The following is a 23,442-nucleotide window of genomic DNA, read 5'->3' on the forward strand; positions in this document are numbered from 1 at the left end:
CGCTGTGTTCTTGAGCACTACCACTCTGGCTTTTCGTCTGGCTTGCGAGCCCGACGTAGCAGGTCTGCGCGCGTTGCATGCCTTGCCAGCCGGGCTGTCGGACTTCCAGGTCATCGAATACGCATTGCAGAAGCAGCGCGCTGCCGATAAGCCCGACAGCTTGCCGGCGGCCTTGCAGCGGGTCGTGGCGCTGGCGGCGATCGAACACGGTGCCGACGGCATGCGCTGCCATCAGTGGGCGCTGGAGGGTGGCAGTGAGCGTGAGCTGTTGCAGCAGTTCCTTGCGCGCATCAATGCCGGAACCCGGCTGGTGTGCTGGAGCGCTGCAGAGCTGCCCATCCTGTTGCAACGTGCCTTGTTGAACGCTTGTGAGTCCGTAAGCTGGCCAAATGCCCTGCGGCTTGCGCCAGCCTTGGCCGAAGGGCAGGAAGCCGAGCCTCAACTGGAAGTGTTGGCAAGCCTGGCGGGCATAGGGAGTGCTACGGCAGAAGGGCTTACTGCGATCCAGCGCTGCCGGGCCGAAGTGGTGCTCATTCAGCAGATCTTGCTGCGCTATCGATGCTTGCACGGCGAGCTGACCGCTGTGGATTTCCAGCAGGCCCTCGCAGCGCTCGCGGCGGCAGAAAATCAGGAACGCGGGCGCTGAGCCCCCGCCGGACTCAGGCCTGGCTCAATACGCCTGTAGAGATGGATCTGCTCGCGGAAGCGGCCACGACCCTTGTCGATTTCCTGGATGCGAATCCAGCCTGCAGGTGCTTCAACCAGCGCATTTCGGCCGGATGCGTAGCTCACCAGCAATGTGCAGCGCATGTCGCCCGGCGCATAGGGCAAGACAGTCAGCTGGGTGAAATAGTCCAGCGCCGCAATCTGCGAAGCACCAACGTTGAGTGTTGCCACGCAGGCCGGTGCAGGGCCTGCATGCGCTTCGATCTCCTGCATGACGCGGGTGTAGTTGCGGTCGTGGTCGAACCAGTCCAGCCACAAGGTCGTCAGCAAGCCCCAGGTCAGCGTGATGCCAAGCGCCCAGTGCAGTGCGGGCCGCAGCGCGAATCGGGGCAGGCGCCAAAGTGCGATGAGCCAGCCCAGCGAGAGAGTGAGCGCGACGACAACGGTCCAGGGCTCGACTTCGCTGACGAAGCCGGGCACCAGGCGAACGATATTGCGTGACAAGCCTTGCGGCCAGCCGAAATGCAACGCGATCCAGGCCAGCCAGATGAACAGGCCGCTCAGCGTGAAGGTGATGATGCCGAACCAGTCCAGCCAGTTCACCGCGCCGCGCCGCAGGCGTGTGAGCTCTGAGGCTGCCAGCAGGACCAGCGCGGGCAGAACGGGCAGTGCGCTGGCCGGGCGTGTCGGGCCGGTCAGAACAACGATCAGGAGCGCAGCGACGAGACTGGCCAGCGGGATGGCGTACTCGGCCTGCCTGAGCTGGCTGCGACGGTTCCATAGCGCCCAGCCAGCGACAGGCCACAGGGGCCAGGCAAACCAGCTGAGCAGGCCAAGGGTGTTCGACAGGCGCTGCGGGCTGAGTTGCGGCACGATGTCGAGCCACTCCTGATGCCACCAGAGATGGACCAGCAGCGGATCCTGGAAGGCCAGCAGCAGCGGCCAAAGCGACAGCAACCCAGCCAGCAACAGCAGCCCGGGCCAGATCTCCTGGAGCAGCGGCAGCCCCGGTTTACGCGCCAGCCAGGCCGCGGTGACGAAAACCGGCCCGCAAAGTATCAAACCCGGCAGCCCCATTGTCAGGAATGCGCCGCCGGTTGCCGCGCCCAGGATCATGCTACCAGTGCGCAGTTCGCGCTGCATCCAGCCCGCACCGAGCAGGCTGCTGGTCAGCATGGCAAGCAGGGTGATCTGAGGCTGGGCTTCGTGTGCGTGCAGCAACAGGCCCAGCGAGCCTATCGCCAGTAGCAGGCTGCCGTTGCCCTTTGGATCGTGCGGTAGCAGGCTGCGCGCAGCTCGACGCAGTACCCACAGACCAAGGAAGCAGGTCGTGACGGTCGCGAGGCGGATCGCGTCATGGAGCGGCAGCAGCCAGCCGAACAGCTTGCCGAACAGGGCGCCCAGCCAGTAGTGCAGCGGCGGTGCATCGAAGATCGGTGCGCCGGCGACATGTGGCAGCAGCCAGTGACCATCGCGCAGCATGCCCGCCGCTGCCGCGATATGGATGAGGTCGTCACCACGCCAGGGTACATGCCCCAGGCTGCCCGGCAGCAGATATGCCAAGCCCAGCAAGATCAGGCTCCAGCCCGGCAGACGCACTTTCTGCGTGAAGGGCGTGGTCGTGAACTCGATGGCGGGGGTTTTCAGCATGGGCAGGTCTGGCAATTCGCTTGGCGAATTCTAACGGTAGGCCCCTGCGCGACGCGCGAGGCGGGCAAACAATAGCTAAAGCAAGCACAAGGCGGGTAAACAAAAAAAGGCAGCCAAAGCTGCCTTTTCCGTTGTCGCTGCAAATTACTTGGCTGCGTACTTTTGCTTGAAGCGCTCGATACGGCCGGCGGTGTCCAGCACCTTTTGCTTGCCAGTCCAGAACGGGTGACATTCAGAGCAGACTTCAATGTGGTAAGCCTGCTTGCCCATCGTGGAACGGGTGGCAAACTTGTTGCCGCAACTGCAAGTCACTTGCACTTCGACGAAATTCGGATGGCCTTCTGCTTTCATGATTTTCCTCGTGCGGGCGGAAGGTGTAACCGCCCATTTGTAAAGTCCGCGATTTTGCCACGGACTTTCAATCAGATCAAGGCTTAACGACGCATTGCATCGAAGAACTCGGCGTTGGTCTTGGTCTGCTTGACCTTGTCGAGCAGGAAGTCCATCGCCGCCAGATCGTCCATGTTGTAGAGCAGCTTGCGCAGCACCCAGACCTTCTGCAGCACGGCCGGGTCGAGCAGCAGCTCTTCGCGACGGGTACCGGACGGATTGACGTTGATGGCGGGGTAGATCCGCTTCTCGGCCATGCGGCGGTCGAGGTGGATTTCCATGTTGCCAGTGCCCTTGAACTCTTCGTAGATCACGTCGTCCATACGGCTGCCGGTGTCGATCAGGGCGGTGGCGATGATGGTCAGCGAGCCGCCTTCCTCGATATTGCGTGCGGCGCCGAAGAAGCGCTTGGGCTTCTGCAGGGCGTTGGCGTCCACACCACCGGTCAGCACCTTGCCGGAGGCCGGGATCACGGTGTTGTAGGCGCGTGCCAGACGGGTCAGCGAGTCGAGCAGGATCACGACGTCGCGCTTGTGTTCGACCAGGCGCTTGGCCTTCTCGATAACCATTTCGGCAACCTGCACGTGGCGTGTGGCGGGTTCGTCAAAGGTCGAAGCAACGACCTCTCCCTTCACCGAACGCGTCATTTCGGTCACTTCTTCGGGACGCTCGTCGATGAGCATCACGATCAGGAAAACGTCCGGATGGTTGGCAGTAATCGCGTGGGCAATGTGCTGCAGCATCACGGTCTTGCCGGACTTCGGCGGGGCGACCAACAGGCCGCGCTGGCCCTTGCCGATCGGCGCGATCATGTCGATGACGCGGCTGGTGGTGTTCTCTTCACCGCGCATGTCGCGTTCCAGCTTCAGCGGTTCGGTGGGGTGCAGCGGGGTGAGGTTTTCGAAGAGGATCTTGTTCTTCGATTTCTCGGGTGGTTCGCCGTTGATCTTGTCGAGCTTCACCAGCGCGAAGTAGCGCTCACCATCCTTGGGCGTGCGGATCTCGCCCTCGATCGTGTCGCCGGTGTGCAGGTTGAAGCGGCGGATCTGCGAGGGCGAGACATAGATGTCATCGGTGCCTGCGAGGTACGAGATGTCCGGCGAACGCAGGAAGCCGAAACCGTCGGGCAGGATCTCCAGGGCGCCATCGCCGAAGATGGGTTCGCCGCGCTTGGCGTGATTCTTGAGCAGGGCGAAGACCAGTTCCTGCTTGCGCAGACGTGCCGCGCCTTCGATGTCCTTGGCGATGGCCATTTCGAGCAGTTCACTGACGTGAAGCGCCTTCAGTTCGGAAAGTTGCATGGAGAACCCTGAGGGAAGTAAGCGGAACGCCGGTTTGGCGGGTGCGCGGAGAGAACGGTTGGGGGTAGAAGAACGGAGCCGGGCTACCGGATGTCAGAACAGCGTGCTGGATTTTTTGCTGGTTTGCTGGCGGATTTTCTGTCGTTTTTACTGGCAGTCGACCGGTTCGGTCCGCCGGGCTCGACCCGCAACACGTGGATGTGGCAGGGAGCTTCAGGTTGTGCGGGACTCTAATCGCGCGAGTCCCGCCCTGTCAAGCGCAGCGCGGCTTCGCGCCGCGCCAGCTGCGTGGATTACAGGTTGCCGTCGAGGAATGCCGACAGCTGGGACTTGGCCAGAGCGCCGACCTTGGTGGCAACGACGTTGCCGTCCTTGAACAGCATCAGCGTCGGAATGCCGCGCACGCCAAACTTGGCCGGGGTTTCGGCGTTGTCGTCGATGTTGATCTTGGCGACGGTCAGCTTGCCGGCGTATTCCTTGGCAACTTCGTCGAGGATCGGGGCGATTGCCTTACAGGGGCCGCACCATTCCGCCCAGTAATCGAGAAGCACCGGGCCTTGCGACTGCAGCACGGAGGCGTCAAAGGTGGCGTCAGTGACGTGAAGGATGTTTTCGCTCATGGTTCCTCGCAATGAAAAACGGCTGCAATTGCAGCCTTTGGTGGGGGCATGCTAAACAAAATCGGGGCGGTTGGGAATTGCGCAAGAGGCATACCGCTATATCGTGATGATGACCCCAAACTATCAGAATGCGGCGAGGGTCAGGGCAAGAGGGGTACTGACGACAGATAGCACGGTCGTCAGGACAAGGGCCGAAGCGATGGCGCCCTCCATGACCTTGAACTGGCGCGACATCAGGTAAACATTGGCGCCGACCGCAATGGAGCCGAGCAGCACGACAGCCTGCGTTTCGACCTTGGGCAGGTCCATCAGGCGCGCCAGCAGCCAGATCACGAGCGGCTGGACGACGAGTTTGAGACTCGTGATGGCTGTACTGTGCTGCCAGCCGGCGCGCACACCGAATTCGGCCAATCCCATACCCAGTGCGATCAGCGAAAGCGGGGCGGCTGCTTGCGCGAGCATGGAGATGGGGGCGTCGATCACTTTGGGGATGGTCCAGCCCGTGAGGCCAATAAGCGCGCCTGACAGAATCCCGACGATGAGCGGGTTGGTCATTACATTCCTGGCGGTTTTGCCGAAGCCTTCGATCGACAGCGCACCATGTCTGGCCCATTCCACCGAGATCGTTACCAGCGTCCACAGCGTCAGCGCATTGAAGACCAGCACCAGGGCCACGGTGGGCATGGCTGCCGGCCCGATCAGTTCGCGCGCCAGGGGGATGCCCAGCATGGCGTTGTTGGAGAACACGCCGCCCAGCGCAAACACCGATCCCGAGACGCCATCCAGCGCAAAGAAGCGTGCGGCTACGAGGCGCCCGATGGCGAAGACGATCAGGCAGCTGCCGAAGAAGGCGATCAGCACCCGCATGTCAACCGGCGGCAGACGGGACATGTCGCTCATGGTGTGGAACAGAAGCGCAGGCAGGGCGAGCGCGAAGACGAAGCGCGTCAGCGCATCGGCCACGACCTTGGGCCAATGTCCCCAGCGCATCAGGGCATAGCCCAGCGCGATGAGAATGAACAGCGGCAGGGTCAGCTCGGCGCGTTGCAACAACTCAAGCACGCAGCGACTCCAGCAGATCAATCAATGCGCCGGCGTCATCGGCACGGTGAAGCATCGTGGCGTGCTCGCCACGCAGGAATCCTTCGTCCTGCATGTGCTGCACAGCGCCCAGCAACGGGTCGAAGAAGCCTTGCACGTTGAGCAGGCCGATGGGCTTGGCATGCAGCTGCAACTGTGCCCAGGTAAGGATTTCAAACAATTCGTCGAGCGTGCCGAAGCCACCGGGCAGGGTGACGAAGGCCTCCGCGCGCTCGGCCATGGCGGCCTTGCGCGTGTGCATGTCGGCGGTAACGATCATCTGCTGGGCGCGTGGATGGGCCAGCTCACGGTCGACCATGAACGAAGGGATGACGCCGTAGACGCGACCGCCCGCGTCGAGCACGGCATCGGCCACCACGCCCATCAATCCGACGTGTCCGCCGCCCCATACGAGCTCAATATCGCGTCGCGCCAGTTCTTTGCCAAACGCCGCTGCAGCGGCGCGATAGAGTGGGTTCGTGCCTGTCGAGGCGCCGCAGAACACGCACAGTGATCTCATGGTTTGCGCCTCGCGTTGCGTGATGGTGCCGCGCTTTTGCGCGGGCCGGCTTTGATGGCGTGAACGAAGTCGTTGCTGTGGCGGCCTTTGTTCTGGCGTTGCAGTCGCGCCGCCGGTGCACGCGGCACGAGGTGGTGCGGGCTGTTGCCGATCAGGTCGTTGCGGCCGATTTCCAGCAGGTATTCGCGGATCGCATCGTGGCCGGCCGGGTCGTGGTAACGCAGCAAGGCCTTGTGCAGCTTGCGTTGCTTTGCGGTCTTCGGTGTGTCGACGTTTTCCGAATCTGCCGCGACCTTGCGCAGGGGGTTCTTGCCACTGTGGTACATCGCGGTGGCCATCGCCAACGGGGTTGGCGTGAAGGTCTGTACCTGGTCCGGGCGGAAATTGTTTTCCTTCAGCCACAGTGCGAGGTTGAGCATGTCTTCGTCGGTTGTGCCCGGATGCGCAGCGATGAAGTAGGGCACCAGGTGCTGCTTCTTGCCGGCTTCTTTCGAGAACTTGTCGAAGAGCTGCTTGAAGCGGTTATAGGTGCCGATGCCCGGCTTCATCATCTTCGACAGCGGGCCGTCTTCGGTGTGCTCGGGCGCAATCTTGAGCAGGCCACTGACGTGATGCGTGACGAGTTCTTTCACGTACTCGGGCGAGCGTACGGCGAGGTCGTAACGAAGACCGGAGCCGATAGTGATCTTCTTGACGCCCGGAATGGCGCGCGCCTTGCGGTACAGCGATATCAACGAGGAGTGATCGGTGTTGAGGTTCTCGCAGATGCCGGGATAGACGCAGGAGAGCCGCCGACAGGACTCCTCGATGGTCTTGCTCTTGCAGGCCATGCGATACATGTTGGCCGTGGGGCCGCCAAGGTCGGAGATATGGCCCTTGAATTCGGGAATCTTGTCGCGGATGTCCTCGATCTCTTTCAGGATCGACTCGTGCGAACGGCTCTGGATGATGCGGCCCTCGTGCTCGGTAATCGAGCAGAAGGTACAGCCGCCGAAGCAGCCGCGCATGATGTTCACCGAGAAGCGGATCATCTCCCAAGCAGGAATGTGTGCGTCGCCGTAGCTGGGGTGCGGTGCGCGCGCATAGGGTGCGTCGAACACGTAATCCATCTCTTCGGTCGTGAGCGGAATCGGTGGCGGGTTGAGCCATACATCGCGCTCGCCATGGCCCTGCACCAGCGCGCGGGCGTTGCCGGGATTCGATTCGAGATGGAAGACCCGCGAGTTGTGTGCGTAGAGCAGCTTGTCTTCGGCCACGGCCTCGTAGGCTTGCAGGCGCACTACGGTTTTGGCGCGCTGTGCCTTGCGTGCAGCGATGCGCGCGGCGGCAGGCACAATCTGCACGGGTGCCGAGCCGTCCTTGTTTGGCGCCGTGGCTGTCTGCTGCGGCTCCATCGCGTAAGGGTCCGGATGCGGGTCGATGCGGCCCGGGCGGTCGAGACTAAGCGAGTCGACCTCGACCCAATCCTCGCCCGGTTTCCAGCCGCGCTTGACCATGAAGGCCGTGCCACGCAGATCGCGGATATTCTCGATCGCTTCGCCGGCCGCAAGGCGATGTGCGAGATCGACGACGGCGCGCTCTGCATTGCCATAGACGAGCATGTCGGCCTTGGAGTCGGGCAGCACCGAGCGGCGCACCTTCTCGCTCCAGTAGTCGTAATGCGCGATGCGGCGCAGGCTGGCCTCGATGGAGCCGAGCACGATGTTGGCTCGCGGGAAGGCCTCACGAGCACGCTGTGCATACACGGTGACCGCACGATCCGGACGCTTGTTGGGCGCCGCGTGCGGCGTGTAGGCATCGTCCGAACGCGGCCGACGGTCGGCCGTGTAGCGATTGATCATGGAATCCATGTTGCCCGCCGTGATGCCGAAGAACAGACGCGGGCAGCCCAGCGCACGGAAGGGCTCGGCCGACTGCCAGTCGGGCTGCGCGATGATGCCGACGCGAAAACCTTGCGCTTCGAGCATGCGGCCGATCAGCGCGGCGCCGAAGCTGGGGTGATCGATGTAGGCGTCGCCTGTGACGATGACGATGTCGCACGCGTCCCAACCCAGCTGGTCCATTTCGGCACGCGTGGTGGGCAGGAAGCGGGTGGGGCGCAGTTCAGGGCGGAAGCGGGGGTAGTCGCCCAGGGCGCGTGGCGCGCCGTCTTCAGGCAGGGCGGTTTGCTGCGGAGTCATCTGAGCATTCTAGCCGAAGCCCGCCATCCGCCCTACGCAAAATTTTCCGCTTTTGCTTGAAATTCAGTTACTTGAAGGCTGGTTTCGGGTTGCGGTCGGTCTGCTCAGGCCAGGTTCATCTTGCGAGCTGCGTCGGCCGCCGCGGTGCGGGTTTCGACACCCATCTTCTCGAAGATGTGTTCGAGATGCTTGTTGACGGTGCGCGGACTCATGCCGAGGATGTCGGCGATATCGCGGTTGGTCTTGCCGCGTGCAACCCACATCAGCACTTCGCCTTCGCGCGCCGTGAGCTGGGGAGGGCGCCAGTCGGCCGGCCTTCGCGCCTGGGCCTGCAGGCTGACGACGACCACGGAGTCCTGCACATCGCTGATGCGCTGAGCTTCAAACAAATGCCCGGCGTGTTCGAAATGCGCACTGCGATCCTCGCTCGTGTGCAAGGCCAGCAGGCTGGACGGCGCGCGGTGGAAGGGCAGGGCATTGCCCTCGCTGGTTGGCAGCAGTTGCGCGGCCGCGTCGTTGATCCACAGTAGTGCGCCGTCTGCATCGAACGCCAGCATCGCCGCGCTGCTGGCATTGATGGCGTCGCGCGTGGTGCGCACGAGGCTGGCGGTGCGCGTGTGGGCCTGTATGCGCGCGACAACTTCGGCTAGCACGATGGGCTTGGTCACATAGTCGTTGCCACCCGAGGCGAAGCCTTTGACGATGTGCTCCGTTTCGCCCAGCCCCGTCATGAAGATGACCGGGGTCTCTTCGCTTTGCTCGCGGATACGCGTGCAGGTCTCGAAGCCGTCAAGGCCGGGCATCAGGATGTCGAGCAGGATCGCCTCCGGCAGATGAATGCTCAGGTGCTCCAGGGCCTCACGGCCGCTGCTGACACCATGTACGCGGTATCCGAGTGCGCCGAGTTCCTCTGTCAGAAGGCTGCGGGCGTCGGTGCTGTCGTCGACGACGAGAAGTTCACAAGGCATGGTGTCAGTGCAGGGCATGATCTTGCAGTGAGTCGGACAACGAGCGGGTGAGCCCGTCGGGATCGATGGCGAGCAGACGTTTCATCTGCTCGGCCCAGCGGGCGTGGTGAGGTTGCTCTTCGGCAAGCTCGTCAAGGCGTGCGGCCAGCGCGCGAGTGAGGCCCGCGGCCGACAAGCCCAGCAATTCGCGCAGGTGCTCGCCACCGGGAGGCTGCCCGTGCGCGTCGCCGTGCTTGATCCACCGTAGTTGCAGCGCCTGCCCGATGTGGGCGAGCAGGTCTGCTTCGATGACGGGCTTGCTCACGAAGCCGTGCACATCGTGCTGGCGACGGCGCAGCTCGGTGTTCTCGTGCGCATTGGCTGACACCATGATGATGGGCAGGGCCGGAAAACCGGTGGTGCGGATGCGGTCACACACTTCCCACCCGGTGCCGTCGCGCAGGTTGATGTCGAGCAGCAGCAGGTCGGGCGGCGCATCGACAATCTGTGCGACGCAGGCTGCGGCGCCGTCGGCTTCGGTCACTGCAAAGCCTATGGCGACCAGCATCTCGCGCAACACGCCACGGTGTGCGGGTTCATCGTCGGCGACGAGGACGCGTCGCCGCGGGCCCTCGTAACCGACGATGGGCTCATGAGCGGCATCGGCATTCTGGTGAATGATGGCAGGCAGGTAGACGCGCACCGAGAAGCAGCTGCCCTCTCCGGGTGCGCTACGCAGGCGTATGTCGCCGCCCATGAGGTCGACGAGCAGTCGCGTAATGGTGAGCCCCAGCCCTGTGCCCTCGATGCTGACGCGTTCGCTGGCGCGTTCGAAGGGCAGGAAGATACGTTCCTGGTCGGCAGGGGCGATGCCGCTGCCCGTGTCTTCGACATCGATGTGGGCGATCTCGCGGCGATAGCGGACGCGTACGCTGACGCTGCCGTGCTCGGTGAACTTGATGGCATTGCCGAGCAGGTTGATGAGGATCTGGCGCAAGCGCTTGGGGTCGGCATGCACATTGGCCGGCAGGTTGGGGTCGATGTCGACGTGGAAGGCCAGGCCGCGATCCTCGGCCAGAGGCTGGAACATCTTGACGATCTGGTCGAGGAAGTCGCGCAGGTCGAGTGAGCTCTGCTCGAGACGCAGCTTGCCCGCTTCGATGCGGGCGAGTTCGAGCAGACCATCGACCAGACTGGCGAGATGTTCGCCACTGCGGTGGATGGTGCTGACCGCATCGCGTTGCTTGGCAACCAGTGCTCGCTGGCGCAGCAGCACCTGCGAGTAGCCGAGAATGCTGTTGAGCGGCGCGCGCATCTCGTGACTCATGCCGGTGACGAAGCGGCTCTTCGCAAGGTTGGCACTCTCGGCCAGTTCGCGCGCGCGTTCGGCCTGTTCCTTGGCCAGTTGCAGGGCGGCGTCGGTCTGGCGGTGGGCGTCGATTTCACGTTGCAGGAGCTGGTTCTGGCGCTCCGACTCCTGCTGCGCGACGTGGCGACTCTCGTTGGCGAGCACCAGCCACCACGTGGCGACGGCAGTGAGCAGGAGCAGGCTGGCGAAGATCTTCCAGAACAGCGTGTCGAGGTCAGCCATCAACAAGGTGGGCTGTGCTTCGATGTGCAGGCGTTCCTGGGTGTAGAGCAACCACAGCACGACACCAAAGGTGGCCACCATGGCGCCCAGCACCAGCAGGTAGTGACCGAAGCGGCGAGCGATGGCGGGTGTAACGCGATGGGGCAGTATGTGCGTGAGCAACTGCGCAAGCTGCTCGTGCATGCTCGCCCCGGGTTTGCAACGGTCTCCGCAGCGCGCGTCCAGCGTGCAGCACAACGAACAGATGGGGCCGCCATAAGCCGGGCAGTGCGCCATGTCGTCGGACTCGAACTGATTTGAGCAGATCGCGCAGCGCTGCATGAGCGGTTCGCTGCCGGCAGCCGGGGCAATGCGAGCCAGTGCATAACGCTGTCTGGTTGCCCAGGCGATGAAGGGTGAGGCGATCAGCGGGACGACGAGTGCGATGCCTGCTGAGGCAGGGTGAAGCGTGTCGCCGAGCGCGCCGGCGTAAGCCGCGATGGACAGCGCCGAGCCGAGTGCCATGCCACCGAAGCCGGCGGGGTTGATGTCGTAGAGATAGGCGCGGCGGAACTCGATGTGCTGAGGGGATAGACCCAGCGGTTTGCTGATGACGAGATCGGCGAACAGCGCGCCGACCCAGGCGACGGCCAGGTGTGCATAGAGCGCGAGCACGCGCTCCAGGGCTTCGAAGACGCCCATCATCATCAGCAGGATGGCGATGGCCACATTGAAGGCCAGCCACACCACGCGACCAGGATGGCTGTGAGTGAGGCGCGCGAAAAAGTTGGACCAGGCCAGCGAGCCCGCGTAGGCGTTGGTGACGTTGATCTTGAGCTGCGAGACGATGACGAACAGCCCGGCGAGGAAGACGGCCAGGCCGCTGTGCCCGACAACCTGCTGGAAGCCGACCAGGTACATCTGCGTCGGTTCCAGTGCCTTGGCAATTCCGACTTCGTTCTGCAACACCAGGTGGGCGAGGAAGGCGCCGCCGGCCATCTTGAGTCCGCCGAGCACGATCCAGCCCGGCCCCGCGACAATCACCGCGCCCCACCAGCGCAGCCTTGTCTGCGGAGTGGGCTCGGGCATGAAGCGCAGAAAGTCGACCTGTTCGCCGATCTGCGCGATGAGCGCAGCGGCCACGGTCGCAGCAGAGCCGAAGGCCGCCCACGAGAAACCGTCGTTGTCGACGAGTCGACCGTTGAGCGAGCTGAATGCGACGAAAGCCCCGGGATCCTTGATGGCCACGGCGACGAAGGGCAGTACCAACAGGATCAGCCACAGCGGTTGCGTCCAGATCTGCAGACGGCTGATGAGCGTCACGCCGTGCGTCACCAGCGGGATCACGAGCAGAGCGGAGACGAGGTAGCCGGCCATGCGTGGAAGGTCGAACCAGAGCTCGAAGGCCTGCGCCATGATCGCCGCTTCCAGCGCGAAGAAGATGAACGTGAAGCTGGCGTAGATGAGCGAGGTGATGGTCGAGCCGAGATAGCCAAAGCCTGCGCCGCGCGCGAGCAGATCCATGTCCAGCCCGTGGCGTGCCGCGCGGTAGGCGATGGGCAGGCCGGTGATGAAGATGATCAGGCTCACCACGGCGATCGCCCACATCGCACTCGTGAAGCCGTACGACAGCGTGATCGCAGCGCCGATGGCTTCCAGTGCGAGGAAGGAGACCGCACCAAAAGCGGTATTCGCGACGCGGAACGCGCTCCATTTCCGGAAGCTGCGCGGCGTGAAGCGGAGCGCGTAGTCCTCCAGCGTTTCGTTGGCCACCCAGCGGTTGTAGTCGCGACGGATCTTGATGATGCGCTGCACGGGCGCCGCTTCGCGCGGGGTGGCGGGGGGCGGGGCAGCGGCGTCGAGGCTTGAGGTTGTTGCGGCAGCTGGCACGAGAGGCTTGGGCACAGTGATCACTGGAGTCCGTTCAGGGATGGGGTCAGCAAGTCGCGTGCCGACTGCGGCTGCATGGGAAAGATCACGGCAAAAAGTATCGCGCGCGCGTTGTTCACGGCGCTGATTGTGCTGAGGGGGCCTGCGTATCGCAGTACGTCAATTGACGTATTGGTCGATACGCGTCGGGCGACCGAGGATGCGTCCAAGCCACAAAGGATGCGGCCCCTTACGACGGGACGCACGACGCGACTGCTTGAACACCGGCGTTTTGCCCAATGCACAGACAGGAGAGTTCCATGAGCGACTTTGACCATCGCGATCCGTTTTCCAACCACCGTCGTCGCCTGATGCAGGGCCTCGGTGGCTTGTTGATGGCGGGCATGACCAGTATCAGCGTTGCCCAGCAGTTTCCGACGGCGAAGGTCAATACGACCAAGCTTGCCGTGACCGACACCGAAGTCGTTGTGGGTCAGTTGCACTCCGCAACCGGCACCATGGCCATCTCGGAAACAGGTTCCATTCAAGCCGAGCAGCTGGCCATCGACCAGATCAACGCCATGGGCGGGGTGCTGGGTCGCAAGATCCGCGTGATCAAGGAAGATGGCGCATCCGACTGGCCTACCTTCGCAGAGAAGTCGAAGAAGCTGCTCATCAACGACCGCGTTGCGGCCGTGTTCGGCTGCTGGACTTCCGCTTCACGCAAGGCCGTGCTGCCGATCTTCGAGAAGGAAAACGGGATGCTCTACTACCCGACCTTCTATGAAGGCCTGGAGCAATCCAAGAACGTGATCTACACGGGTCAGGAAGCCACGCAACAGATCCTGTGGGGCCTCGACTGGGTGTCGAAGGAGAAGAAGGCCAAGACCTACTTCCTCGTCGGCTCCGACTACATCTGGCCGCGCACTTCGATGAAGATCGCCCGCAAGCACATCGAAGGGCACCTGGCCGGCAGCAAGGTGGTGGGTGAAGAGTATTACCCGCTGGGTCATACCAACTTCAACTCGCTGATCAACAAGATCAAGGTGGCCAAGCCTGATGTGATCTTCATCGCCGTGGTCGGTGGCTCGAACGTGTCGTTCTACAAGCAGCTCAAGGCTGCCGGTGTGACGGCTGCCAAGCAGACCCTGCTGACCATTTCGGTGACCGAAGACGAAGTGCTCGGCATCGGCGGCGAAAACATGGCCGGCTTCTACGCCTCCATGAAGTACTTCCAGTCGCTCGACAACGCCAACAACAAGAAGTTTGTTGAAGCGTTCAAGGCCAAGTACGGCGCCAAGGCTGTGATCGGTGACGTGACGCAGGCCGCTTACCTCGGCCCCTGGCTGTGGAAGGCAACCGTCGAGAAAGCCGGCAGCTTCGATGTCGACAAGATCGCCGCAGCCTCCAAGGACATCGAGTTCAAGGGCGCTCCGGAGGGCTACGTGAAGATCCACGAAAACCATCACCTGTGGAGCAAGACGCGTATCGGTCAAGCCCAGGCAGATGGCCAGTTCAAGGTGGTTGCCGAATCGCCTGACCTGATCGAACCGAACCCCTTCCCTAAGGGCTACCAGTAAGAGGTTCTGCTCGTCATCCCCGCGAAAGCGGGGATCCAGCGGCGTTCGAACAGTCACTGGATTCCCGCTTTCGCGGGAATGACGGCAAGCCCGAATCGCTGCACCAGATTCACCTTGCAACTGTCTTCAAGGTCTTCAAGCGGAGGTACGCACCATGGCATTCGCCGACATGATGAATATCGCAATGATGCAGGGCTTCGCGGGTCTGAGCCTGTTTGCAGTGCTGCTCCTGATGGGGCTGGGTCTGGCGATCATCTTCGGCCAGATGGGTGTGATCAACATGGCGCATGGCGAGTTCATGACCATTGGCGCCTACACGATTTTCCTGTGCTCGACGATCAGCGAGAACTACTTCCCCGGCTTCGTACAGTCCTACTTCGTTTTTGCCATCGTCGCGGCGTTCTTCATCGCGTTCATTCTCGGCTGGTTCATTGAGTGGGCGCTGATTCGCCATCTCTACAAGCGTCCGCTGGACACCTTGCTCGCCACCTGGGGCGTGTCGCTGGGCATGCAGCAATGCTTCCGTTCCTTCATCGGCCCCAAGGAAGTCAGCCCCACGCTGCCGGACTGGCTTATGGGGTCCTGGTCTCCGCATGAGGGGCTCGACATTCCCATCAACGGCATGTTCGTGATGGGCCTCACCCTGGTGGTGACCGCTGGCGTGTTGCTGGCCCTCTACAAATCGCGCTGGGGCTTGCGTGTTCGCGCCACGGTGGCCAACCGCAGCATGGCCAACGCCATCGGCATCAACACCAAGAAGACCGACCGACTCACCTACGCGATTGGTTGCGGCATCGCCGGCGTGGCCGGTGCCGCCTTCACCACCATCGGTTCGACCGGGCCCACCAGCGGTTCGCTCTACATCGTGGATGCCTTCCTGGTCGTGACTTTCGGCGGCGCAGCCAGCCTGCTGGGCACCGTGGCATCGGCTTTCGGTATCGCCCAGATGCAATCGATCAGCGAGTTCTTCATGACGGGCTCGATGGCCAAGGTGCTCACGCTGCTGACCATCGTGACCATCCTGATGATGCGCCCACAAGGCTTGTTTGCTTCAAAGATCCGCCGTTAGGAGTCAAGCATGAAAAACCCAGGCCCGCTCGTTCATGCCCGTCATTCCCGCGCAGGCGGGAATCCAGCGACTTTCAACGCCACTGGATCCCCGCCTGCGCGGGGATGACGGCCAAAGCTGTAACGCAAGACAGTCTGTAACGCGAGTACCGGAGAAACGCACCATGCAAAAGATCAAGACCTGGATAGCCCAACGCGACCTCGGCAATTTCGCCATCCTCGCCGCAATTCTTCTGATCGTGTTCCCGCTGGCGATGGACATCTTCCGCCTCAACCTGGTGGGCAAGTACCTGACCTACGGCTTTGTCGCCATCGGTCTCGTGATGTGCTGGGGTTACGGCGGGGTATTGAGCCTGGGGCAGGGCGTGTTCTTCGGTCTCGGCGGTTATGCGATGGCCATGTTCCTGAAGCTCGAAGCGTCGGATCCGATCAGCACCAAGATCCAGTCGACGCCGGGCATTCCCGACTTCATGGACTGGAACCAGCTCACCGCCTTGCCGATCTGGTGGAAGCCTTTCGAGCATCTGCCGTTCGCCTTGCTGGCGGTGCTGCTGGTGCCCACGCTGCTGGCTTTCATCATCAGCTTCGCCATGTTCAAACGGCGCGTCGGCGGGGTGTACTTCGCCATCATCACGCAGGCCGTGGCGCTGATCATGACCGTGCTCATCATCGGGCAGCAGGGCTACACCGGTGGCGTCAATGGCATCACCGACCTCAAGACCATGCTGGGCTGGGACATCCGTACCAACAGCGCCAAGTACATCCTCTACTTCGCGACAGCTTTCCTGCTGCTCGGCTGCATCTACCTCTGCACCTGGATCCAGAAGAGCAAGCTCGGCACGCTGCTGCTTGCCATGCGCGACAAGGAAGACCGCGTGCGCTTCTCCGGCTACGACGTGTCGATGTTCAAGGTGTTCGCCTTCTGCCTTGCCGCGCTGTTGTCGGCCATCGGTGGTGCGATGTTCACGCTGCAGGTCGGCTTCATGTCGGCGAGCTTCGTCGGCATCGTGCCGAGTATCGAGATGGTGATCTTCGCAGCGGTGGGCGGGCGCATGTCACTGATTGGTGCGGTGTATGGCGCCTTGCTGGTGAATTTCGGCAAGACCTATTTCTCCGAGAGCTTCCCCGATCTCTGGCTGTTCCTCATGTCGGGCCTGTTCATCGGTGTGGTGATGGCGTTCCCGAATGGTCTGGCTGGCGTCTATGTCAGCTATGTCAAACCCTGGCTTCTTCGCCGCTGGGCGGCGATGCGCAACAAGACCCCCAAGGTCGCTGCGGCACCTGACGGGACGGCACCTGACACCGCAAGTGGCAAGAGCAAGTTGCCGTCAGCCATGAGTGGTGGGATCCAGGGCCAGTCTGCCTGATCACCAGCACGACAACATCATTCATTACGCAAGCGGGAGCGCGCCATGAGCAATACCGATTTCGTACTTGCGGTCGAGGACCTTACGGTGTCCTTCGACGGTTTCAAGGCCATCGATTCGTTGAACCTGTATGTCGACAAGGGTGAGCTGCGCGTGATCATCGGCCCCAACGGTGCCGGCAAGACCACGCTGCTTGACCTCATCTGTGGGCGCACCGCAGCGAGTGCCGGCAGCATCAAGTTCAAGAACAACGAGATGACGCGCCTGCCGGAGTACAAGCGCGTACGTTCCGGCATCGGTCGCAAATTCCAGACGCCGTCGATCTACGAAAACCTCAGCGTTTTCCAGAACCTTGAGGTTTCCTTCCCGCGCGGCCGTGGTGTGTTCGGCGCACTGGCCTTCAAGTGCGATCAGGCGGTCAAGGATCAGGTGCAGAAAGTGGCTGACGAAATCGGCCTCGGCGAGGTGCTGGAGCTCGAAGCAGGGCTGCTGTCGCACGGCCAGAAGCAGTGGCTGGAGATCGGCATGCTGCTGATGCAGGACCCCGAGCTGCTGATGCTCGACGAACCCATCGCGGGCATGAGCGCTCGCGAACGCGAGGTAACGGCCGAGCTGCTCAAGCGCATCTGCAAGAACCGCTCGATGATCGTCATCGAGCACGACATGGCGTTTGTCGCGCAGATCGCCGACAAGGTCACCGTGATGCATCAGGGAAAGATTCTCGCCGAGGGTTCGATGGAGAAGGTGCAGAGCGATCCCAAGGTCATCGACGTCTATCTGGGCCACTAATTTCCACGTCATTCCCGCGAAGGCGGGAATCCAGTGACTTTGAACTCATGTGTAACGCCGCTGGATCCCCGCCTGCGCGGGGATGACGGCAAAGGGAGAGAAATCATGCTGAACGTCACCGACCTCCACGTCGCCTACGGCCAGAGCGAAGCCCTGCATGGCATCTCGTTCGCCGCCAACAAGAACGAAACCGTCGCCATCATGGGCCGCAACGGCATGGGCAAGACCACGCTGTTCAAATCGCTGATGGGCGTGCTGCCCACCAAGAGTGGATCGATCCAGGTGGCTGGCAACGAGGTCTCGAAAGACGAGAGCTATCGGCGCGTCGCCAAGGGTATCGCCTATGTGCCGCAGGGCCGCATGATTTTCCCGACGCTCAGTGTTGAAGAGAACATCCAGACCGGTCTTGAGAACGCTGCGGTGAAGAAGGTGCCCGAAGAGATCTATGCACTCTTCCCCGTGCTTTGGGAGATGCGTCGTCGCAAGGGCGGCAATCTTTCCGGTGGTCAGCAGCAGCAGCTCGCCATCGCGCGCGCGCTCGTCACCAACCCGAAAGTGCTGCTGCTCGATGAGCCCACCGAAGGCATCCAGCCCTCAATCATCAAGGACATCGCCAAGGCCCTTAACGAGATCCGCAAGCTGCGCGAGATCAGCATCGTGGTCTCCGAGCAGGTGCTCAGTTTTGCCATGGATGTGGCCGACCGACTCTTCGTCATTGAAGGCGGACGCCTTGTGCATGAAAGCCCACGCGCTGAAACCGACGTGGCAAAGATCAAGCAGTTTCTCTCGGTGTAGTGAGGAAAAGCGTGCATTCACATCGTTTGAGAGACGCGTGGGAATGCCCGCTCTACTAGCAGCCGGGAGCTTTTTATTCAGAGCCCGGGGTGCCCAGCACCCTGTTCAAATCAAGGAGGTGTGCCATGCCTGAAACGTTGATCAAAGTCGATCTTGAGCAGTCGCCGTACGAGAACGAGAACATCCATAACCGCTGGCACCCGGATATCCCGATGGCGTGCTGGGTCAATCCTGGTGACGATTTCGTGCTGGAGACGTATGACTGGACCGGGGGCTACATCAAGAACAACGACAGTGCCGACGACGTGCGGGATGTGGATCTCTCCACGGTGCACTTCCTCTCCGGTCCGGTCGGCGTCAAGGGCGCCGAGCCGGGCGATCTGCTGGTTGTCGAGCTGCTCGACATCGGCGCCAAGCAGGACAGCCTGTGGGGCTTCAACGGCTTCTTCTCGAAGAACAATGGCGGCGGATTTCTCGTTGATCACTTCCCGCAGGCGCAGAAATCGATCTGGGACATTGAAGGCATGTTCACCAAGAGTCGCCACGTGCCGGGTGTGCGTTACGCTGGCCTGATCCACCCCGGCCTGATCGGTTGCCTGCCCGACCCCAAGATGCTGGAGATGTGGAACACGCGCGAAGTCGACTTCATCGCCACCCAACCCGACCGTGTGCCGCCGCTCGCCAACCCGCCGTTTGCCAAGACCACGCACGCCGGCAAGGCCAAGGGCGACGTCGCTGCGAAGATCGCTGCGGAAGGCGCACGTACCGTGCCGCCGCGCGAACACGGCGGCAACTGCGACATCAAGGACCTGTCACGCGGCTCGAAGATCTTCTTCCCGGTCTACGTCGATGGTGCCGGCCTCTCGGTCGGTGACCTGCACTTCTCGCAGGGCGATGGCGAAATCAGTTTCTGCGGCGCCATCGAAATGGCCGGCTGGGTACACATGAAGGTCTCGCTGCTCAAGGGCGGCATGGCCAAGTACGGCATCAAGAACCCCATCTTCAAGCCCAGCCCCATCACGCCGAAGTACGACGATTACCTGATCTTCGAAGGCATCTCGGTCGACGAGCACGGCAAGCAGCACTACCTCGACGTGCACGTCGCGTATCGCCAGGCCTGCCTCAACGCCATCGAGTACCTCAAGAAGTTCGGCTACTCCGGCGCGCAGGCCTACTCGATCCTCGGCACCGCGCCTTGCCAGGGCCACATCAGCGGCGTGGTCGACATTCCGAACGCCTGCGCCACGCTGTGGTTGCCGACCGACATCTTCGAGTTCGACATCAACCCGTCTGCGGCCGGGCCGGTGAAGTACCTCGACGGTTCGATCGACATGCCCCTTTCGCCCGACCTCTGACCGAAGCACGCCGAAGCCGCGCGTGCCCGCAGCGGCGTGCGCGGCAGGAGAACGCCATGCCCCTCTACGACTTTGAATGCCCTCATTGCGGCAGCTTCGAACTGATGCGCAGTATCGCGACCCGTGACGAATCTGCGCATTGCCCGCATTGTGGCGCGCAGGCCTCACGCCTGGTCGGCGTGCCGTCCTATGCGCTGATGGATGCGGGTGCGCGAACTGCCCACGCCACCAACGAGCGCGCACGGCACGAACCCAGGCTCGCCTCGCAGCATGTGCACGGCCCCAATTGCGGTTGCGGCAAGCCGAGCCGCAGTACCGTACGTACCCCCGAGGGCGCGAAGACTTTTCCCAGCAAGCGGCCCTGGATGATCAGTCACTGATGTGACAGGCAGAGAAAAGCCGGGCCTGGTGCCCGGCTTTTTCTATCCAGATAGCTAGCTGAAGCTTAATCCGGGTAGCCACAGCGCAATCTGCGGGAAGTGGATGAGCAGCGCCGTCATCAGGATCATGGTGAGGAAGAATGGGATGGTGCCGTCGAACACCTCCTTGATCGTGCCTTCGCCGCGTACGCCCTGGATGACGTAGAGCGTCATGCCCACCGGTGGGCTGATCAGCGAGATCTCGCACATCAGCACCATGAACACGCCGAAGAACACCGGGTCGATGCCCGCCGCCGTGATCAGCGGGAAGACCAGCGGCACCGTGCCGACCAGCATGGGCAGGGTTTCGAAGAAGATGCCCAGCAGCAGGTAGAAAATCGCCAGCACCCACAGCAGCTGCACGGCGGACACATCCAGCGATTGCACCAGCGAGGCCAGCGATTGCGTGACGCCCAGCAGACCCAGCACGAAGTTGAGGTAGAAGGCCATGGTCAGGATCAGCACGCTCATGGCCGTCAGCCGCAGGGTGGCGCGGAAGGATTCGTGCATCATCTTCGTGTTCAGCTGGCCGTAGGCCCAGGCGATGGGCAGCGCGACGACGACGCCCAGCGCGGCGCTCTCGGTCACCGTGGCCCAGCCGGTGTAGATGCAGCCCATGACCACGCCGAACACGATCAGGGGAGCGAGCAGGTGCTTCAAGCGGCCGAGCTTTTCGCGCAGCGGCGCTTCCGGCTCCTTGGCGCCTGTCAGTTCCGGCTTGTAGAGGCTGATGGCGAGGATGGTGCCCATGAACAGCAGGGTCATCAGCGCGCCGGGGATGATGCCGGCTGAGTACAGCCGCCCTGCGGAAGTGTTGGTCATTGCACCGTAGATCAGGAAGGCGATGCCCGGCGGGATGAGGTTGCCGAGGCTGGCGCCTGCTGCAATGGAACCCAGCACCATGCGCACGTCGTACTTGCGTGTCTTGAAGGTCGGCAGTGCGACGGTCGAGATGGTTGCGGCCGTCGCCACGGACGAACCCGACACGGCCGAGAACAGCGCCGAGGCGCCGATATTGGTGTGCAGCAAGCCACCGGGCAGGAAGTTGAGCCAGTCGGCCAGCGACTTGTACATCTTGTCGGTCGCACCGCTGCGCACAAGGATCTCGCCGAGCAGGATGTAGAGCGGGATGGACAGCAGCACATAGTCTTCGTTGGCAGCCCACAGCTGGTTGCCCACGGCATTCACTGCTGGCATGCCGAGGTACATCACCGCACCGATGATGGCCGTGATGAACATGGTGGTGGCGACATGCAGGCCCATGAACATCAGGACCAGCATGATGAGGAATCCGATACCGATTTCGACGGGGCCGATCATGCTGCCGCTCCCTTCTGCTTCTGTTCTTCGCGCAGCTGCTCCAGCACTTCGCCGGCCTCGCTCTCGATTTCTTCTTCCAGCGTCTGTGGGCCGTAGGCCTTGTTCAGCGCCTCGGTTTCGCCGCGCACCAGCAGCCAGACAGCGTGTCCAGCCAGGTACACGCAGATCACCGCGAAGATGATCCAGCCGGTGAACCAGATGCTTTGCGGCACCCACATCGGCGTCTGTAGCGGCGTGGTGGAGTGGCTCTGGAATTCAATGGATTCCGACAGCACGACCCAGCCGCGCAGGATGCAGAAGATCGCCATGGCGGCGAGCGTCACCATGGCCAGCGCGTTGAGCGCGGCGCAAGCCTTGGCCGGTAGCTTGCCGACGAGGAAGTCGATGCGTGTGTGGCCGCGCGTGATCAGCGTCCAGGAGTAGCCAATAGCGGCGCACACGGCCAGTGTGTAACCGCCCACTTCGTCGATGCCTTGCAGGCTGAAGCTGAACAGCTTGCGCGTCACCATCTCGATGCAGGTGAGGATGGAGAGAATCACCAGCCACCAGCCGACGATGATGACCAGCGTGTCGACGAGGCGGGTGAGGGAGCGGGAGAAGAGATTGGGGGGCATGGTGTGCTCTTGATAGTGTGCTGCGCGGTGTGTTCCGCTCTGTGATCACGTGGCCGAATGCTGTACCTGTTTGCAGACCCTGCTGGTGTTGTAGGTCCGACTTCAGTCGGACTGCCACGCGCTGAGTGCGACTGAAGCCGCACCTAGGGGACTTCCGCGCGTGGTGTGCGACTGAAGTCGCACCTACAACAACCGGCTGGCCCTGCTTTGCCAGCAGTGCTTCGTGCATTCCTAGTTGATCTTGTAGCCCCGTGCCTTGCCGACCGTGTCGTTCCAGATCTCGGTGCACTTCGGGTCAATCTTGTTGCAGCTCTCTTTCCACAACGGCAGTACGACCGTGCCCACCGCGTTCTTGACCTTCTGCGCATCGGCAGGCGACACGGTGACGAGGTTCATCTTGAACTTCACGCCTTCCTTGCAGGGCTCGGCGCCGACGTTGCAGTTCATGGCATCGGCGTTGGCCGTCTCAGCCAGCGCCCACATCTGGTCTTCCATGTTCTTGAAGGCGGCCAGCGTCTTCTTCTGTGTTTCGGGGCTGAGCTTGTTCCAGTAGTCGAGGTTCATGAAGTGGCCTTGCACCGAACCCGACACCGACAGCGGCAGGAAGTGTGTCGTCACTTCAGGCCACTTGCCGGCATTGCCCGATGTGGGTGAGGTCACGCCGCAGTCGGCCACGCCACGTTGCAGGGCCGGGTACACCTCGGAGAACTGCAGGGTGACCGGTGTGGCGCCCAGGCTCTGGATCAGCGCAGCCATCGACGGGGTGAAGCTGCGCACCTTGAGGCCCTTCACGTCGTCCAGCGTCTTGATCGGCTTGTTGCAGTAGAAGACTTGCGGGCCGAAAGGCCACAGCGTCATCACCTTGGCGTTGAAGCGTTTCTGCAGGCGCTCGTCGAAAGCGTGCCGATAGGCATCCACGGCGGCGCGCAGATCCTTGAGGTTGGTCGACACGCCGATGAGGTCCACGCCCTCGAAGAAGGGGTCGTCGCGTGAGGCCATGCCGATCTGCACGCTCATCACATCGAAGGTGCCGGAGCGCAGCATGCGGAGGGCGTCAGCCGCCTGCACGCCGACGGCGTCCATGGGGTTGTAGTTCACGCTCAAAGGGATGCCGAGGATCTTGGGCAGATTGGTGAAGAAGGGGCGCTCGATGTTGTCGACGTGCTTGGTGTTCGATGAGAAATTGCCGGCAATGCGGATGGCAGTCGGTTCGGCGATTGCCGCACTGCTGGCAAGGCCAAGCACGGCGGCGGCACAGAGGGAGGCAAGCTGTGTGAGCGGGTGTTTCATGGATGACTCCTGGTTGAATGGTGTGAAGTGGGTGGGAGCAGTTTGAGACGGG

Annotated in this window: 20 protein-coding genes; 8 read left to right on the forward strand and 12 right to left on the reverse strand. The window is 62.3% G+C overall.

Going from position 1 to position 23,442, the window contains the following annotated elements; all coding sequences use genetic code 11:
- Positions 1 to 10: 10 nt before the first annotated feature.
- Positions 11 to 646, forward strand: coding sequence for a 3'-5' exonuclease family protein (locus ABEA02_RS01275; protein ID WP_345531010.1), 636 nt, complete (start codon positions 11 to 13; stop codon positions 644 to 646).
- On the opposite strand, the gene ABEA02_RS01280 is transcribed toward ABEA02_RS01275, so the two are convergent.
- The 9 genes from ABEA02_RS01280 to ABEA02_RS01320 form a co-directional block, all read right to left on the reverse strand.
- Positions 628 to 2,316, reverse strand: coding sequence for an ArnT family glycosyltransferase (locus ABEA02_RS01280; protein WP_345531012.1), 1,689 nt, complete (start codon positions 2,314 to 2,316; stop codon positions 628 to 630). The two genes, ABEA02_RS01275 and ABEA02_RS01280, sit on opposite strands and share 19 nt — an antisense overlap.
- Before the next feature lie 144 nt (positions 2,317 to 2,460).
- On the reverse strand, positions 2,461 to 2,667 hold the full coding sequence (gene rpmE, locus ABEA02_RS01285) for a 50S ribosomal protein L31 (protein ID WP_345531013.1): 207 nt from the start codon (positions 2,665 to 2,667) through the stop codon (positions 2,461 to 2,463).
- Positions 2,668 to 2,750: 83 nt separating this feature from the next.
- Complete coding sequence (gene rho, locus ABEA02_RS01290; protein WP_345531014.1) at positions 2,751 to 4,007, reverse strand: transcription termination factor Rho; 1,257 nt, start codon at positions 4,005 to 4,007, stop codon at positions 2,751 to 2,753.
- Between the two features lie 293 nt (positions 4,008 to 4,300).
- Positions 4,301 to 4,627 (reverse strand): thioredoxin TrxA, encoded by a 327-nt coding sequence (gene trxA, locus ABEA02_RS01295; protein ID WP_345531015.1) that lies wholly within the window; start codon positions 4,625 to 4,627, stop codon positions 4,301 to 4,303.
- A 123-nt stretch (positions 4,628 to 4,750) separates the two neighbouring features.
- The gene (locus ABEA02_RS01300) at positions 4,751 to 5,689 is read right to left on the reverse strand and encodes an AEC family transporter (RefSeq protein WP_345531016.1); all 939 of its coding nucleotides are present in this window, start codon (positions 5,687 to 5,689) and stop codon (positions 4,751 to 4,753) included.
- A complete protein-coding gene (locus ABEA02_RS01305) occupies positions 5,682 to 6,227 on the reverse strand; it encodes an LOG family protein (RefSeq protein ID WP_345531017.1) in 546 nt (181 codons plus the stop codon). Before ABEA02_RS01305 ends, ABEA02_RS01300 begins: the two co-directional genes overlap by 8 nt.
- Complete coding sequence (locus ABEA02_RS01310) at positions 6,224 to 8,290, reverse strand: YgiQ family radical SAM protein (RefSeq protein WP_425584657.1); 2,067 nt, start codon at positions 8,288 to 8,290, stop codon at positions 6,224 to 6,226. Before ABEA02_RS01310 ends, ABEA02_RS01305 begins: the two co-directional genes overlap by 4 nt.
- A 221-nt stretch (positions 8,291 to 8,511) precedes the next feature.
- Positions 8,512 to 9,375: a response regulator gene (locus ABEA02_RS01315; RefSeq protein ID WP_345531019.1), complete on the reverse strand. Its 864-nt coding sequence runs from the start codon at positions 9,373 to 9,375 to the stop codon at positions 8,512 to 8,514.
- A 4-nt stretch (positions 9,376 to 9,379) separates the two neighbouring features.
- The gene (locus ABEA02_RS01320) at positions 9,380 to 12,814 is read right to left on the reverse strand and encodes a hybrid sensor histidine kinase/response regulator (RefSeq protein WP_345531020.1); all 3,435 of its coding nucleotides are present in this window, start codon (positions 12,812 to 12,814) and stop codon (positions 9,380 to 9,382) included.
- A 299-nt stretch (positions 12,815 to 13,113) separates the two neighbouring features.
- Between ABEA02_RS01320 and urtA the strand changes: the two genes are divergently transcribed.
- From urtA to ABEA02_RS01355, 7 genes are all read left to right on the forward strand, one after another.
- A complete protein-coding gene (urtA, locus tag ABEA02_RS01325) occupies positions 13,114 to 14,373 on the forward strand; it encodes an urea ABC transporter substrate-binding protein (protein WP_345531021.1) in 1,260 nt (419 codons plus the stop codon).
- A gap of 154 nt (positions 14,374 to 14,527) precedes the next feature.
- Positions 14,528 to 15,442, forward strand: coding sequence for an urea ABC transporter permease subunit UrtB (urtB, locus tag ABEA02_RS01330; protein WP_345531022.1), 915 nt, complete (start codon positions 14,528 to 14,530; stop codon positions 15,440 to 15,442).
- 163 nt (positions 15,443 to 15,605) lie between these two features.
- Positions 15,606 to 16,808: an urea ABC transporter permease subunit UrtC gene (urtC, locus tag ABEA02_RS01335; RefSeq protein WP_345531023.1), complete on the forward strand. Its 1,203-nt coding sequence runs from the start codon at positions 15,606 to 15,608 to the stop codon at positions 16,806 to 16,808.
- 45 nt (positions 16,809 to 16,853) lie between these two features.
- A complete protein-coding gene (urtD, locus tag ABEA02_RS01340) occupies positions 16,854 to 17,597 on the forward strand; it encodes an urea ABC transporter ATP-binding protein UrtD (RefSeq protein WP_345531024.1) in 744 nt (247 codons plus the stop codon).
- Between the two features lie 105 nt (positions 17,598 to 17,702).
- Positions 17,703 to 18,392, forward strand: coding sequence for an urea ABC transporter ATP-binding subunit UrtE (urtE, locus tag ABEA02_RS01345; protein ID WP_345531025.1), 690 nt, complete (start codon positions 17,703 to 17,705; stop codon positions 18,390 to 18,392).
- Positions 18,393 to 18,517: 125 nt separating this feature from the next.
- Positions 18,518 to 19,747 (forward strand): formamidase, encoded by a 1,230-nt coding sequence (fmdA, locus tag ABEA02_RS01350; RefSeq protein ID WP_345531026.1) that lies wholly within the window; start codon positions 18,518 to 18,520, stop codon positions 19,745 to 19,747.
- Positions 19,748 to 19,803: 56 nt separating this feature from the next.
- A complete protein-coding gene (locus ABEA02_RS01355) occupies positions 19,804 to 20,127 on the forward strand; it encodes an FmdB family zinc ribbon protein (protein WP_345531027.1) in 324 nt (107 codons plus the stop codon).
- A 54-nt stretch (positions 20,128 to 20,181) separates the two neighbouring features.
- Here the strand turns inward: ABEA02_RS01355 and ABEA02_RS01360 are convergent, their stop codons facing one another.
- The 3 genes from ABEA02_RS01360 to ABEA02_RS01370 all read right to left on the reverse strand — a co-directional run bounded on the left by ABEA02_RS01360 (position 20,182) and on the right by ABEA02_RS01370 (position 23,390).
- Complete coding sequence (locus ABEA02_RS01360; RefSeq protein ID WP_345531028.1) at positions 20,182 to 21,486, reverse strand: TRAP transporter large permease; 1,305 nt, start codon at positions 21,484 to 21,486, stop codon at positions 20,182 to 20,184.
- Positions 21,483 to 22,100, reverse strand: coding sequence for a TRAP transporter small permease subunit (locus tag ABEA02_RS01365; protein WP_345531029.1), 618 nt, complete (start codon positions 22,098 to 22,100; stop codon positions 21,483 to 21,485). Before ABEA02_RS01365 ends, ABEA02_RS01360 begins: the two co-directional genes overlap by 4 nt.
- Before the next feature lie 231 nt (positions 22,101 to 22,331).
- The gene (locus tag ABEA02_RS01370) at positions 22,332 to 23,390 is read right to left on the reverse strand and encodes a TRAP transporter substrate-binding protein (protein ID WP_345531030.1); all 1,059 of its coding nucleotides are present in this window, start codon (positions 23,388 to 23,390) and stop codon (positions 22,332 to 22,334) included.
- Positions 23,391 to 23,442: the final 52 nt, after the last annotated feature.

The sequence above is a fragment of the Viridibacterium curvum genome, from assembly GCF_039544165.1.
Classification (GTDB): Bacteria; Pseudomonadota; Gammaproteobacteria; order Burkholderiales; family Rhodocyclaceae; genus Viridibacterium; species Viridibacterium curvum.